Below are 14,025 nucleotides of genomic sequence, written 5' to 3'. Positions count from 1 at the left end.
TTTTTGGTTTTATTGGATTTAGGTTAAAAAAAGCCGCCTCACACATGATGAGACGGAATTTTTTTTATTCGCCGTGTAAGAAAGCTTTCTTATTAAGCAAAGTTTCTTCAGATTCTACGTGATCTTCATCCGGAACACAGCAGTCTACCGGACATACCGCGGCACATTGTGGCTCCTCATGGAATCCTTTACATTCCGTACATTTATCTGTTACAATGAAATAAACATCATCACTTACAGGTTCCTGTGGTGCATCAGCATCTACAGTAAGTCCTGAAGGCATTGTAATAGTCCCCTGAAGACTGGTTCCTTCAGAAGCTTTCCAATCTACAGCTCCTTCATATATTGCATTGTTTGGACATTCCGGTTCACAAGCCCCACAATTGATGCATTCATCAGTTATTTTAATAGCCATCGCTAATTTTTTTTAAATTTGCACAAAATTACAAAATATTCCCCAATTTTAAAGTAATTATGAATATCGAAAATCAAGTTTTAGGACTTATTAAATTAAGTGATTATATAAAAGCGTTTTTAGCGAAAAAATCAGAAGATCACAATGAAGATGATGTAAATATTGAGTTATTGTTAAAGAAATCTCAAATAGAAAATCCGTGGTTTGTGGTTGATAATCAGAAATTTGCTTTACAGCAATGGGCAGATCTTCTTACTGAGGTAAGTATTAAAAACTGGCTTAAAAATTATTCAATCTCTGCAACTTCAAAGAGAGTGGGGCTGATTTTGGCTGGAAATATTCCTTTGGTAGGGTTTCATGACGTGATTTCTGTAGTACTCAGCAATCACATCCCTGTAATTAAGTTATCTTCTAAAGACAGGTATTTGATCCCGTTCCTATTAAAAAAATGGAATGAGTTTTCAGATGGCCAGGTGCAGTTTGAATTTGTAGAAAAATTAGCGAATTTTGATGCAGTTATTGCTACCGGAAGCAATAATACAGCAAGATACCTTGAGTATTATTTTAAAAATCATTTAAGTATTATCCGTAAAAACAGAACTTCCATCGCTGTTTTAAAGGGTGATGAAACCAATGAGGAACTGCAGCTTTTGGCGAATGATATTTTTCAATACTTCGGTTTAGGGTGCAGAAATGTGACAAGAATTTTTATTCCTCAGAATTTTGTTATTGATCGCTTATTTGAAAGCTTTATAGGATTCCAGGATATTATCAATCATAATAAATATGCTAATAATTATGATTACAACAGAGCGGTTTATCTTTTGAATCAGGATAAATTCTGGGATAATAATTTTGTGATGCTGAAAGAAGATGATAAATTGTTCAGTCCGCTTTCTGTAATTAATTTCAGCCGATATGAATCGTTGGAGGAGGTTAAAGGCTTTGTTGCTGAAAACGAGGAGGATATCCAGTGTATAGTAGCGAAAGATGAGTTGGGATTAAATTCGATTTCTTTTGGTGAAGCGCAGAATCCGGGTCTTGATACCTATGCAGATAATGTGGATACAATGAAATTTTTGGAAGTGGTCTGATTTTCGTATCTTCCATGACCTATTTCACTAATAACAAAATGAATAATATGAAAAAAATATTTTTAGGTCTGGCGATTGTTGGTGCGCAGTTGACGTTTGCTCAGAAAGTAGCGGGGCTGAAGGTTGAGAACAGCCAAAAGAAAGAACAGCCTGCTACTATAAGTAAGGATAAAGTGAATGTTTATAATGATAATTTTCAGAAATTTATCAAAGCTTTGCATTCTTCGGATTATAAAATTGCAAAGGAGCTGCTTTCTGATAAAGTAAAAGAAATTGTTACTGAGAATGTTCTTAACAAGGTAAAGGACGGAATTGATGCCAACAAAAAACTGGAACCTCTGAAAGTAGGCTATTATGTTACCATGGATGGTGTGAATCATCCTAACATTAAATATAAATATGCCGGAGATTCTGAATCAAAAGAAGTGATAAGCGCTGTATTTGAAGATGATGGAAAGATTCTCGGAGTATTGCCTGCCGGAATGGAAAAATAAATTTCTATTAATCAAAAAAAATATAACTATGATGACAGATGTTTTAGTCGCTCATTCTACAGACGTAGAGAAAGCGAATTTTTACAAGAAGACGTATTTGCATGTTGCATTATCTATTCTTGCATTTATTGGAGTTGAGACTATTTTGTTGAAAACTGTACCCGTAGAGATTATTGCGATGATGTTTAGCGGAAGATTTACCTGGTTATTAATTATCGGGGTTTTCTGGCTGGCTTCTATTTTAGCTTCTAAATGGTCGCTTTCACAAAGTCAATCCACTCAGTACCTTGGTTTAGGATTCTATATTGTATTGGAGGCGGTGATTTTTTTACCATTGCTTTATATAGCTACTAATGTTGCAGGTGGTGCTAATATCATCTTCCAGGCAGCTACTTTAACAGTTGCTATGTTTGCGGGGATTTCTGCAGTTGCTTTTACTTCCAAAAGAGATTTTTCCTTTTTAAGAAATATCATCATTATTGGTGGATTTATTTCTATCGGATTGATTATCGGAGGAATGGCATTCGGTTTTAATCTTGGATTATGGTTCTCTGTAGGAATGGTAATTCTTGCTTCTGCAACGATTTTATATCAGACAAGTAAACTGAAGGATGCTTATGCTACTAATCAGTATGTAGGAGCGGCGTTACAGCTTTTTGCTTCTATTATGCTTCTATTCTGGTATATCCTGAATATTCTGATGAGCAGAAGAAGCTAATTGAATATCTATTTAGCATTAAATAATTGTCCTGGTGAGTTTTCATCAGGATTTTTTATTTGTATGGATCTGTTTTTTTTTTTTTTTTTTGTCTCGCAGATTTACGGATTCAACAGATGTTTTTTACTGCAAATGGCACTTTTTGCGTCGCGGTACTTGTGCTGTTAGTGCAAAATTAGTGGGAAATTAATGTTTGATGGGTAAGAGCCCAAAAAATCCTGATGACATTTCATCGGGATTTTAATTGGATATTCTTTAACGGGTTCAATGCTGAATCCTGCTTCAATAGGATTTGAAAAGCCTCTGAAGTTCTGTTTCAGTGATAAAAGTAGAAGAGCTGTTAAAGAATAGGGAAGTATAGAGTTGAGGAAAACCTCGGTTGTTTTGTGTTTGAATGGAGAATGATAAAGATTATTTATCAATCGATCCTAAAACCTTTTGGGCAAAAGAATTTAAGGCATCTTTTTCGCTCATTCCATTTTGTACATTAGCATGAACTTCTAAAGCTCCACAAATGTTCGTAATAAGCTCTCCTGCAACATTTAAATCCTCTTCACTTGTTCCTCTGAATTCGCAGAAGCTTTCTAATACTTCTAGTGTTTTTTCTAGGTTCTCAGGGGTTTGATTCTGATAGAACTGTCTGATTACGGGTAATTTCATTATGCTAATTCGTTAAAAAGGTTAATTAAACTTTCAGTCTGGTTAGATTGAACCTGGTTTACCAATTCACCATTTTTAAAGATAGCGAATGTAGGTAAGTTGTCTACTTTTGCTAATTTTCTGCTTTCAGGAAGTTTTTCAGCATCTACATATAAGAAAGGAATAGATTCGTTCTCAGAAGCTAATTTTTTGAATTTAGGCTTCATGATTCTGCAGTTTCCACACCATGTTGCGCCATATTGAACAACTACTTTTTCGTTGTCGTTTACTATATTCTGTAATGTATCTTCGGTTAATTCTGTGTACATAATAGGTTAAATTTTAAGAATTAAAATTTAACAATGTAACAATTGAATAGTATATCAATGTACCAATAAAAAAACTATTGTTACAATGACGTATTGTTACATTGTTAAATTAGTAGATTATTAAATTGAATTAGTTCTTCGCTAAGTATTCTGCAGTAGAAGTTCTGTCAGCTTTCATAGCATCTTTACCTTCTTCCCAGTTTGCAGGACATACTTCACCATGTTTTTGAACGTGAGTGTAAGCGTCGATTAATCTTAAGAATTCTTTTACGTTTCTGCCTAGAGGCATATCGTTTACCGCTTCGTGGAAAATTTTTCCAGTTTCGTCGATAAGGTAAGTTGCTCTGTAGGTTACGTTAGAACCGGTGAAGATTTCTTCTCCATCTTCGTTATATTCGAAATCCTGATCTACAATACCTAAAGTGTTAGCTAATTGTCTGTGAGTATCAGCTAAAAGCGGGTAAGTTACTCCTTCAATACCTCCGTTATCTTTTGGAGTGTTCAGCCATGCGAAATGTACTTCGTTAGTATCACAAGATGCACCGATTACTTTAGTGTTTCTTTTTTCGAATTCACCTAAAGCCTCCTGAAAAGCGTGAAGCTCAGTAGGACATACGAAAGTGAAATCTTTAGGGTACCAGAACAAAAGAACTTTTTGTTGGTTTTTTGTAGCTTCTTCAAGGATGTTGATTCTTAAATCATCACCCATTTCAGACATTGCATCGATTGTTAAATTCGGGAATTTTTTTCCTACTAATGACATAATTTTCTGTTTTATATTTAAATTTCTGTTGCAAATATAGAAAAGTTTCATCTATCGAACAAATGAATTTCGATAAATAAAATCTATAATTGTTTTTGATGTGTTATTAAATAAAAGGCCCTGAATTCAGGGCTTTTCATTATTTTTTATACGTTAATTGAGATTTTATTGCAAGGGTTATCCGAACTTTTCCAACAGTTCTTTAATTCTCCTCATGGCTTCTCTTAATTCCTCTTCAGAAGCAGCGTAAGAGAATCTGATACATTCCGGACTTCCGAAAGAGAAACCTCCGACACAACCTACATGTGCATTTTCTAACAGGAACATTGCAAAGTCATCAGAATTTTTAATTTCTGTTCCGTTAAGTGTTTTTCCAATATAATATGAAATATCCGGGAAGAAATAGAAGGCTGCCTTTGGAAGCAGAACTTTAAATCCTGGAATCTCCTGAATCAGTTCATATACAAGATCTCTTCTCTTTTTAAAAGCATCAACCATATATCGGTATTCAGATGGATCTGCTTTTAAAGCGGTAATAGAAGCTCTCTGGGCAACAGTATTAGCACCACTTGTCATTTGTCCCTGTACTTTTTCACAGGCTTTAGCCAGCCACTCCGGGCATGCCGAATATCCGATTCTCCATCCGGTCATTGCAAAAGCTTTAGACATTCCGTTGATTACAGCGGTCTGCTCGTAGACTTCCGGAAACTGAGCGATAGAAGTTGTTTTTGTTTCATAATTGATAAATTCGTAGATCTCATCTGAAATAATAGTTACCTGAGGATATTTGGCAACCACTTTAGCAATGGATTTTAATTCATCATAGGTATAATATCCTCCTGATGGGTTACATGGTGAACTGAAAAGAATAGCCTTTGTTTTGTCAGTAATTGCTTCTTCAAGCTGTTCAGCAGTTACTTTGAAATCGTTAACGTAAGATGTTGGAAGGATTACAGAAGTTCCGTCCATCATTCTTACCATTTCGTCATAGCTTACCCAATAAGGAGCAGGAAGTAAAACTTCATCACCATCATTGATGATGGCGGCCAAAACATTTAAAATAGCTTGTTTGGCGCCATTGGAAACACAAATCTGTGCTGGTTTGTATTCTATGTTATTGTCTCTTTTTAATTTATATGCAATCGCCTCACGCAGTTCAAGGAATCCCGGAACAGGAGAGTAGTGGCTATAATTTTGATTGATGGCATCAAACGCTGCCTGTTTGATATTGTCCGGAACATCAAAATCCGGTTCACCAAGGGTTAAGCTGATTACATCAATTCCATTCGCCTTCATCTCCCTTGCTTTATTAGACATTACAAAGGTCTGTGAGTATCCTAGTCTTTTTACTCTATCTGATAGTTTATCCATGTTTTTTTTGAATTTTAACAAATATATAATAAAACGTTTTGCGGGAGAAATAAAAAGGGAACAGGTTTAAAGATTTTTATCAGGTTTAGAAGGTTTCACTATATTTGTAGTTAAGGTGTTTTTTTTGAGACAATTTGTATTGGAAAAATTTATTTCCTTAAAAACTTAATTCCATGAAAAAAATATATAAACTTTTACTTTTGGCATTAGCCTGTACAGTATCTGCCCAAAACTATCGTTTTGTGTATGAGTACAAAATGAAATCTGATATTGATCATAAAGACTCCTTGGTTACAGATTATATGAATCTGGATTCCGATGGGAAGACATCTTATTTTTATAATGCAGTGAAATATGAAAGAGATTCTGTTTACCAGGCAGATAAAAACCTTAAAGTTCTTTTTAAGAGTAAAAACTATGACAGAAGCTTAAGTTATATCATTGAAAAGGACTACTCGAAAAGAGAGGCCAATTTATATGATAAATACAAAACGGCCAATCTTGTTATTACAGATTCTGAAGTCCCAAAATGGTCTGTAGAGAAAGAATTTTTAAATATCAATGGAATGAATTGCCAGAAAGCGGTTGCCCGATATAAGGGCAGAGAATGGGAAGCATGGTTCTCCAAAGATTATCCTATCAGCGATGGTCCTTACAAATTCAATGGCCTTCCAGGGATTGTAGTAAGGATTAAAGATATCGATAATGAGCATGTTTTTAATATGGTTCAGGTGAAAAAAGTAAACTCCATATTTAGCTTTGTTCCTAAAAACAATAAGAAAATGTCTGACAAGGAATATAGAAAACTTCTGAAAGATGATATTTTCAGCCCCGAAGATATTGAGAGTATCAATATAGACGGACAGACAGGGAAGATGGGAGTGCAATTGAAAGATGGATATGCTACTCAATTGGATATGAGTCTGATTAAAAAAGCCGGTAAGGGAAATGAAGATGCAGAATTGGGAAGACTGCTTAAGAAAAGTAATAATCCTATTGAAAAAGAAACAGCAGATTAAAAAGAAACTTGTATTATTTTTTGAGATACTCTTTCTGAAAATTTGAATAAAGCCAATAAAAACTTATTTTTGCGGATTATAATAATTCACATGTCTACATCGTTACTATTAAAATATTTTCCGAATCTTACCGAAACTCAGTTGGAACAGTTTGCAAAACTGGAAACCCTGTACAATGAATGGAATGAAAAGATCAACGTAATTTCCAGAAAAGATATGGAATCGTTGTATGAAAAACATATCCTTCACTCGTTGGGAATAGCAAAAGTAATGGAATTTGCACCTGGAACCAAAGTTCTGGATATCGGAACCGGAGGTGGTTTTCCTGGAATTCCTTTGGCTATCCTTTTCCCTGAAGCGGAATTTACCCTGATCGATTCCATTGGTAAAAAAATCAGTGTAGTCAATGCTGTAGCAGAAGGAGTAGGGTTGAAAAATGTTACGGCTATCCACGGAAGAGCAGAAAAATTAAAAGAGAAATTCCACTTTGTAGTCAGTAGAGCAGTAACCCAGATGCCGGAATTTTTAAGATGGCTGAAAGGTAAATTTGAAAAAGAACAGTTTAATCCTAAACATAACGGAATTTTATATTTAAAAGGAGGAGATCTTGCAGAAGAACTTGCCGGAATTAAATGCGAAATTTTCAACCTGAAACAATATTTTGAAGGAGAATTTTTTGATACTAAAAAAGTGGTTTACTTATCAAAAGGTAATTTTAATTCCTGATTTTACTTGAAATAGGAATAATTTTTGCTAAATACAAATTGATAATCAGGAAATTTAAAAAAAACATGAAAAAGCTTCTAAATATTGGATTTTCCGCATTATTGTTTGGTTTAGTATTGGTTTCGTGTAATGACGATGATGATTATCAAACCATTGAATCTATTGGCAAAATCAAGATAGACAGCGTGAAAATCACCAGAGATACCATGGATGTTTTAGCCATACAGCAGATAAAGACTTATTCTGCTTATCCATCTAAGTGCCAGGGGTTTTATGGGTATGATTACGTCTATAGTGGTGAACTTGAAAGATCAGTGACGGCTTACAAATATGTAACCAATGGTCCCTGTTCTCAAAATATGTATACCGCTGCAAATCAGATTAACTTTAATCCTCAGAAAAAAGGAAAATACACCTTTAAATTCTGGAATGGCGGAGATAACTGGATTACAAAAACGATTGTGGTGAAATAATGAGATTGATGTTTGTGTTTTGTCTGTTATCTGCCCATTGGGTATATGGACAGAAAATTATCTGGCAGGAAGGGCAGAAACTGGTATGGGATAATTTTAAAAGCCCAGTCAATAGAAGGAACAATCCTGATGTTGCAGCGTACACCAATTGCGGCTGGGAATATTCCGTAGTAAAATCCAGTAATCCGAAGTCGCCGGTAAAAATTGAAATAAAAACGATTTTCAACGAAGATAAATCCTGGAAGGATAACAAAAAGATTAACGATTATATTCTACTGCATGAGCAGAAACATTTTGATATCGCAGAACTTTTTGTAAGGAAATTCAGAAGATCTGTTGCTGAAAATATCAGGAACTCCGGTGATTATGATAGGTTATTTAAATCTATTTATAGTCAGATATCCAATGAATATAAGAGTTTTCAGATAGCCTATGACCGGGATACACGTCATGGAATGAATGAAGACAAACAAGCAGAATACAATGTTGCTATTTCCAAAGAATTAGAAAACCTTAAAAGCTACCAAGCCCCTTGAAATTTCTCAATAAGATCATTCACGAACTGTTGGCACAAAACCCGGATCTTTCGGCGTTCAATATCATTCTGCCGGGAAAACGTCCGATTGTATTTATCAGACAAATTCTGGAGGAGAAAAATTATTCAGGATTTCTCCCTAATTTTTTTACAATTGAGGAGCTGATCAATACTATTGCCGACAGGCAGGTCATTCAGGGAATTCCACTCTGGCTTTTTTCATTTAATGTTTACAGAAGCTTAAACCTGATTCCAAGAGATGATTTTTCGGACTTTCTGAAGTGGTTTCCAACCCTGCAGAAGGATTGGGACGATATTCTGAAATTTTCAGACAGTGACGAAGCTGTTTTGCAATACATGTTCGATGAGGAAAGGATCAAGGAATGGGCTCAGAACCTGGGTGAGGATGATGATGTACCGAGAAGGAAATTCCTTAATTTCTGGCAGAATATGAATATTTTCCTTCCTGAATTAAAAAGCAGGCTGCAGGAAAAAAACTGGGCGACCTCAGGAATGATCCACGAGGCTGCTAAGGCCAGTATTTTGGATTTTGCGAAGAATACCCAGGAACATTTCGTATTCTGCGGATTTAATGCCTTTACGCCGGTTGAAGAAAAACTCGTAAGAAGTCTTTTGAAGTGGAATAAAGCTCAATGCTTTTTCCAGGCAGACCAGTATTACTTTAATGATGAGAGACAGGAGGCAGGGAAATTCCTCAGAAATCATAAAACATGGAAAGAATTTGATGATAACAGGGCTTTTCAGTGGATAGAAGATGATTTTAGCCAACCTAAAAAAATCAAAGTCTATGAAGTATCCGGAAATGTCACCCAGACGAAAGTGCTGCCGGAGATCTTTAAGGAAATCAATAATAAGACCTATTCCAATACAGCAGTAGTGCTGCTGGATGAGAACCTTCTTCCTGCCAGTCTGGACGTTATGCATGGAGTAGATAATCTGAATATTACAATGGGATTTCCATTGAAGAACCTTTCTTTTTCCAATGCGGTAAAACGACTTTTTTATCTGCAGAAACAACTGGAGAAGAACAAAACATCATATTACTACAGAGATGTATTTCCCATACTTGAAGAACTTCCGAAATCTGCTAAAGATGGATTAATAATCAATGATTTTAAGACGAAAATAGAAGAAAGAAATATTGTTTATATTTCTCAAAAACTGCTGAACGAACTTTTAGGAGAGTTGTCTTATTTCGGACTTCTTCAGAAAGCAGCAGGAACGCATGCTTATCTGGATATTCTTATTGCATTCTGTCATCAGGTAAAATGGCTGGAAATAGATGATATTCAATATGAAAATGTTTCTCACTTCGAGAATGCCTTTAGGGTCATCAAGAACCAGCTGACTCCTTACAATATTGAGATCAAAATGGAAACCCTGGAGATTTTGATCAACCAGCATATCAACTCTGAAAGTATAGATTTTCAAGGGGAACCTTTACGTGGTCTGCAGATCATGGGATTACTGGAAACACGTCTGCTGAATTTTGAAAATGTGATTCTGCTTTCAGTAAATGAAGGAAAGCTTCCGTTGGGGAACTCACAGAACACCTATATTCCTTTCGATATCCGAAGATTTTTTGATCTTCATACGTTTTTGGAAAATGACAGTATTTACGCTTATCACTTTTACAGACTTATTCAGGATGCTCAAAATGTCCATTTGTTGTATAATGCTTTGAGTTCAGGAGTGAATACCGGAGAAAAAAGCCGTTTCATTACACAGATCGAAATGGAAAGCTCTCATCAGATCGAGCATCTGATTATTGAGAATGCTTCAGACCCCATCGTCACCAAACCTATAGAAATTTCCAAGACGGAAATTGTAAGGGAAAGACTTCAGAAGTGGAAAGAAAAAGTGTCAGCTTCCCACCTTACAAGTTATCTTTATAATCCTATTGATTTCTATCTGTCCAAGATTCTGAACACATCGGAATCGGATGAAATTGAAGAAGAACTTTCAGTAAAGAATTACGGAAATTTAGTACATTATTCACTTCAAGAAGTTTATGAGGGGTTGAAGGGTAAGGTTTTAAAAGAAAGTGATTTACAAAAATCAGTTAAAGCGATAGATCAATTTATAAATATTGCTATTGAGAAGCTTAAACACCAGCAGGAGTTCTATGAAAAAGGGATGAATTATATTCACAAAGCCATTGCAAAAAAGGTGATTGAAAATATACTGAATCATGATCTTGATCTGATCAGACAGGGAAATAAATTAGAGATCATTGATATTGAAAGGAGGTTTGAAAATGTAGAGTTTTATCTTGACGGAAATGATAAAATTTCGTTCTTAGGATTTATTGACCGGATCGATAAGCTGAACGGTACCTTAAGGATCATTGATTATAAAACGGCTAAAATTAAAAACCTCCATGTAAAAATTGATGCGGATAATGTAGAAGACTATTTCCATAACAGTGACAGAAAACAGGCATTACAGCTCTGTATCTATCATTATGTAGTGCAGCATCTTCCTGAGTTCTGGGGTTTCCCGATTGAAACCGGGATCTGGAGCTTTGCTGAAGCCAAGAAAGGAATGGTTCCGCTGGTATTTGACAAAGGAGATATTGATGATGCCATGAGATCTGTTAAAAGTCTTATTCTGGAAATCCTGAATCCTGATATCGACTTTGTGGAAAGTATAAAATCTTACTGAGCTTAGAATTTTCTTCACAGATAATTGGTCTATGGATGCCTTTATGAGAGTTCATTTATTTTTCCCGTAGATTAACTTAATACACAGGTTTTTAAGTGATATCTGTCCTCTTTGTCTTTCCATTAAAAATTCAGCCTCAGGTTACTTTTAGTTTCTCACAGATCAGGTTGTGAATCTGAATGATTACAAAAGCAAATCTATTTTGAGGTTTTATTTTAGTGAACAAAGATGTAGCTTTCTGTAATGCTCAAAAAGAATAAAATGATTTTTGACGGGCTTTTATGGTATAATTGTATATTTACTCTAAAATTTTCTTATACATAAAAACAGGCTGTCTCATGAAAAAACTCCTGGTTTTGGGAACCATAATTCTTTCCCTTTTTCTTAAATCACAGCAGATCAACGATTCCCTGAATATCAGATTGCAAAATGTAACGAAGGATACAAAATTTGGCTTAGCTCTGAGTGGAGGAGGCGCAAAAGGATTTGCTCACATTGGTATCCTAAAGATGATAGATTCCCTTGGAATAAAGGTGGATTATATTACAGGAACCAGCATGGGAGGAATTCTGGGCGGTTTATATGCAATGGGATATAATGCTGATGAATTAAAGAAAACCATTTATAAAGTTGACTGGAACAGAATTTTAAGCAATAAAATCCCTTACAGCAAGGTGAATATCAGTGAAAAGGATGAATATGACAAATATATTCTGGAGTTTCCTGTAGTCAAAGGATTTCCCACCCTTCCCAGCTCTTATATTGAAGGGCAGTATATGGGAGAGGTCTTGAATACGCTGACGTTTAATGCAAAACATATCAATGATTTCAGTAAACTGAGAATTCCTGTAGAACTTACTTCTTCAGATATTGAAAACGGAGGGCTGATCATGCAGAAAAAAGGATCCCTGCCACTGGCTATTCGTTCTACATTGGCTATTCCTGCTGCTTTTGCTCCAGTTTATATTGACGGAAAATTATTGGTTGATGGTGGTTTGGATCGAAATTATCCGGCCAATGAAGTTCGCCAGATGGGAGCTGATTTTGTCATCGGTGGGTATACAGGTTTCAGACTTTTTACCAAAAAAGAAATTGAAAATCCCATGAAAATGATCTATCAGACACATGCGATCCGTTCTGTGGAAGATTTTAAACATCAGAAGGCCTTATCTAATATTCTGGTAGACTTTGTAGAGCCTTTGGGAGATATTACTACAAAAGACTTTGCGAGGTTCAGAAAGATCATTAAAATAGGAGAAGTAGAAGCCAGAAAGCATCTTCCTGAGTTTGTAGCATTGGCAGAAGTTCAGAAAAAATTGGGAATCAGGTATGAACATGAAAAAATTGAGGAAGTAAAGCTTCCCACAACAAAATTCACGTTTAACGAAGAAAACGGAACTTCCCTTACTGATGAAGTGGAAATTGCCGTTATTAAAAAAGAACTTGGGCTTACGGAAGGGAAGTATTATGATGTGAAAACCGTCAATGAAGCAATAGACAGGGTGTTTGGAGTACGTCAATATGAAAAAGTATACTATACCTATACCCATGAAGGAGATGGCCTTACCATGAATATTTTCGTTAAAAAAGCAAAGAAAGGAGCCTTTAAACTTGCGCTTCACTACGATACGGAACAGTCGGTGGGAATTATTGTAAATTATACTTACAGAAATATCCTGGCAAACAGATCCAGATTTCTTGCTACTATTGATATTTCGGAACGTTTTAAGGCACGTCTGGCTTATCAGTGTTTCCTGGGGAGCGGTGACCGTTGGTGGATAGATCTTGAAGCGAAAATGGTTCATCTTAAAAGTAATGATTTAATTTTTAGGACATTTGGATATGATGATTACACTACAAAGTTCCCTAACCACATGTACCGGAATATTACCGGAAAAGTAGCGTTAAATTACAATATTACACCTAATGCTTTTATCTCTGTGGGAACAGAATTCAGCACTGAAAGGATGTATACATTGCTGGATAAAATAGATCAGGCAAAGGCCGATAATTTTAGCAAAAAGCTTTATAATCACAGCAATTTTAATGCGTTTCTGAAGTTTGAACAGAATAATCTGAATAAGAGATACTTTTCTACCAAAGGGAATCATCTTCAGATAAGTACAAGACTGTATTTTGGAGAGCAGTATAATTTATATGATCTGCAAGTGGTACAGCCTCAGTTATATCCGATTTTAAACCCTAAGACTCCTGGTTATCTTGTTCCTGAAAATCTGGTGTCTTTTACCCTGAACGAAAATTTTGCCTATCCTATTACAAGAAGACTGGCTGCAAAGGTTAATCTGTTCCTGGGAACAAGCTTTGGTGCATACAGAGAAGACACAGTACCTTACTTTTTCCTGAATCAAAAATATAATTTAGGGGGGAGTGAGTATAATTATGATATATTAAATCCTGAGTTTAACGGACTTCGTCAGAAAGAATTACCAATGAATTCTGTAGCAAAGGCAGGTATATCACTTCAGTACAGAATTATGAAAAGATTATACTTAACGCCTTCATTCAGCTACGGAAAGGTGAGTGAAGAGTTTTCGCCTTTCAATGATAGTTTTGAAATGTTTGGATATGGGGTGAACTTGGGATATGAATCTCTCATAGGACCAATTAATATTAATATTTCCAGAAATAATCAGCTTGATTTTTCAAGAATATATTTCAGTGTTGGGTTTAAGTTTTAAGGAAGTAAGGAAGTTGGAAGCAGGGAGAGGGAAGAGCTCGGGATTAAGGCTATAGCTGTACCTCA

Annotated in this window: 14 protein-coding genes; 9 read left to right on the top strand and 5 right to left on the bottom strand. The window is 35.4% G+C overall.

Translation table 11 applies throughout. From position 1 onward, the window contains the following. Positions 1-64: 64 nt before the first annotated feature. Positions 65-415: a 4Fe-4S binding protein gene (locus tag DRF65_RS04075; RefSeq protein WP_115968966.1), complete on the bottom strand. Its 351-nt coding sequence runs from the start codon at positions 413-415 to the stop codon at positions 65-67. 59 nt (positions 416-474) lie between these two features. Between DRF65_RS04075 and DRF65_RS04070 the strand changes: the two genes are divergently transcribed. Genes DRF65_RS04070 through DRF65_RS04060 form a run of 3 tightly spaced genes read left to right on the top strand, consistent with a single transcriptional unit; the run spans position 475 to position 2,721 of the window. Further along, positions 475-1,509, top strand: a complete 1,035-nt coding sequence (locus tag DRF65_RS04070; RefSeq protein ID WP_115968965.1) for an acyl-CoA reductase — start codon at positions 475-477, stop codon at positions 1,507-1,509. A gap of 47 nt (positions 1,510-1,556) precedes the next feature. Further along, positions 1,557-2,003 (top strand): peptidylprolyl isomerase, encoded by a 447-nt coding sequence (locus DRF65_RS04065; RefSeq protein ID WP_228438503.1) that lies wholly within the window; start codon positions 1,557-1,559, stop codon positions 2,001-2,003. A gap of 28 nt (positions 2,004-2,031) precedes the next feature. Beyond that, positions 2,032-2,721, top strand: coding sequence for a Bax inhibitor-1/YccA family protein (locus DRF65_RS04060; RefSeq protein WP_115969189.1), 690 nt, complete (start codon positions 2,032-2,034; stop codon positions 2,719-2,721). Positions 2,722-3,132: 411 nt separating this feature from the next. Here DRF65_RS04060 and DRF65_RS04050 read toward each other — a convergent pair whose 3' ends face one another. The 4 genes from DRF65_RS04050 to DRF65_RS04035 form a co-directional block, all read right to left on the bottom strand. Continuing rightward, a complete protein-coding gene (locus tag DRF65_RS04050) occupies positions 3,133-3,381 on the bottom strand; it encodes a DUF6952 family protein (RefSeq protein WP_002980002.1) in 249 nt (82 codons plus the stop codon). Further along, positions 3,381-3,689: a thioredoxin family protein gene (locus DRF65_RS04045; protein ID WP_115968961.1), complete on the bottom strand. Its 309-nt coding sequence runs from the start codon at positions 3,687-3,689 to the stop codon at positions 3,381-3,383. Before DRF65_RS04045 ends, DRF65_RS04050 begins: the two co-directional genes overlap by 1 nt. 130 nt (positions 3,690-3,819) lie before the next feature. Beyond that, entirely contained in the window at positions 3,820-4,452 is a 633-nt protein-coding gene (locus tag DRF65_RS04040; protein WP_115969187.1) for a peroxiredoxin, read from the bottom strand. 177 nt (positions 4,453-4,629) lie between these two features. Next, a complete protein-coding gene (locus DRF65_RS04035; RefSeq protein WP_115968960.1) occupies positions 4,630-5,823 on the bottom strand; it encodes a pyridoxal phosphate-dependent aminotransferase in 1,194 nt (397 codons plus the stop codon). Between the two features lie 173 nt (positions 5,824-5,996). Here DRF65_RS04035 and DRF65_RS04030 point away from each other — a divergent pair, with 173 nt between their 5' ends. From DRF65_RS04030 to DRF65_RS04005, 6 genes are all read left to right on the top strand, one after another. Beyond that, positions 5,997-6,842 (top strand): GLPGLI family protein, encoded by an 846-nt coding sequence (locus DRF65_RS04030; protein ID WP_115968958.1) that lies wholly within the window; start codon positions 5,997-5,999, stop codon positions 6,840-6,842. A gap of 90 nt (positions 6,843-6,932) precedes the next feature. Beyond that, positions 6,933-7,568 (top strand): 16S rRNA (guanine(527)-N(7))-methyltransferase RsmG, encoded by a 636-nt coding sequence (gene rsmG, locus DRF65_RS04025; RefSeq protein WP_115968956.1) that lies wholly within the window; start codon positions 6,933-6,935, stop codon positions 7,566-7,568. Positions 7,569-7,633: 65 nt separating this feature from the next. After that, a complete protein-coding gene (locus tag DRF65_RS04020) occupies positions 7,634-8,041 on the top strand; it encodes a hypothetical protein (protein ID WP_115968954.1) in 408 nt (135 codons plus the stop codon). An 8-nt stretch (positions 8,042-8,049) separates the two neighbouring features. Then, positions 8,050-8,577, top strand: a complete 528-nt coding sequence (locus DRF65_RS04015; protein ID WP_228438501.1) for a DUF922 domain-containing protein — start codon at positions 8,050-8,052, stop codon at positions 8,575-8,577. Continuing rightward, positions 8,574-11,261 carry a PD-(D/E)XK nuclease family protein gene (locus DRF65_RS04010; protein WP_115968951.1) on the top strand — a complete coding sequence of 896 codons (2,688 nt, stop codon included), beginning with the start codon at positions 8,574-8,576 and terminating at the stop codon, positions 11,259-11,261. Before DRF65_RS04015 ends, DRF65_RS04010 begins: the two co-directional genes overlap by 4 nt. Positions 11,262-11,599: 338 nt before the next feature. Next, positions 11,600-13,960 (top strand): patatin-like phospholipase family protein, encoded by a 2,361-nt coding sequence (locus DRF65_RS04005; RefSeq protein ID WP_115968950.1) that lies wholly within the window; start codon positions 11,600-11,602, stop codon positions 13,958-13,960. Positions 13,961-14,025 lie beyond the last annotated feature (65 nt).

The sequence above is a fragment of the Chryseobacterium pennae genome (genome assembly GCF_003385515.1).
GTDB classification, from domain to species: Bacteria; Bacteroidota; Bacteroidia; order Flavobacteriales; family Weeksellaceae; genus Chryseobacterium; species Chryseobacterium pennae.
This window is presented reverse-complemented; position numbering and strand designations above follow the sequence as displayed.

Excerpts from the sequence above, each read along its gene's own strand:
- DRF65_RS04075 (WP_115968966.1), bottom strand. The coding sequence starts at position 415 with ATGGCTATTAAAATAACTGATGAATGCATCAATTGTGGGGCTTGTGAA.
- DRF65_RS04070 (WP_115968965.1), top strand. The coding sequence starts at position 475 with ATGAATATCGAAAATCAAGTTTTAGGACTTATTAAATTAAGTGATTAT.
- DRF65_RS04065 (WP_228438503.1), top strand. The coding sequence starts at position 1,557 with ATGAAAAAAATATTTTTAGGTCTGGCGATTGTTGGTGCGCAGTTGACG.
- DRF65_RS04060 (WP_115969189.1), top strand. The coding sequence starts at position 2,032 with ATGATGACAGATGTTTTAGTCGCTCATTCTACAGACGTAGAGAAAGCG.
- DRF65_RS04050 (WP_002980002.1), bottom strand. The coding sequence starts at position 3,381 with ATGAAATTACCCGTAATCAGACAGTTCTATCAGAATCAAACCCCTGAG.
- DRF65_RS04045 (WP_115968961.1), bottom strand. The coding sequence starts at position 3,689 with ATGTACACAGAATTAACCGAAGATACATTACAGAATATAGTAAACGAC.
- DRF65_RS04040 (WP_115969187.1), bottom strand. The coding sequence starts at position 4,452 with ATGTCATTAGTAGGAAAAAAATTCCCGAATTTAACAATCGATGCAATG.
- DRF65_RS04035 (WP_115968960.1), bottom strand. The coding sequence starts at position 5,823 with ATGGATAAACTATCAGATAGAGTAAAAAGACTAGGATACTCACAGACC.
- DRF65_RS04030 (WP_115968958.1), top strand. The coding sequence starts at position 5,997 with ATGAAAAAAATATATAAACTTTTACTTTTGGCATTAGCCTGTACAGTA.
- rsmG (WP_115968956.1), top strand. The coding sequence starts at position 6,933 with ATGTCTACATCGTTACTATTAAAATATTTTCCGAATCTTACCGAAACT.
- DRF65_RS04020 (WP_115968954.1), top strand. The coding sequence starts at position 7,634 with ATGAAAAAGCTTCTAAATATTGGATTTTCCGCATTATTGTTTGGTTTA.
- DRF65_RS04015 (WP_228438501.1), top strand. The coding sequence starts at position 8,050 with ATGTTTGTGTTTTGTCTGTTATCTGCCCATTGGGTATATGGACAGAAA.
- DRF65_RS04005 (WP_115968950.1), top strand. The coding sequence starts at position 11,600 with ATGAAAAAACTCCTGGTTTTGGGAACCATAATTCTTTCCCTTTTTCTT.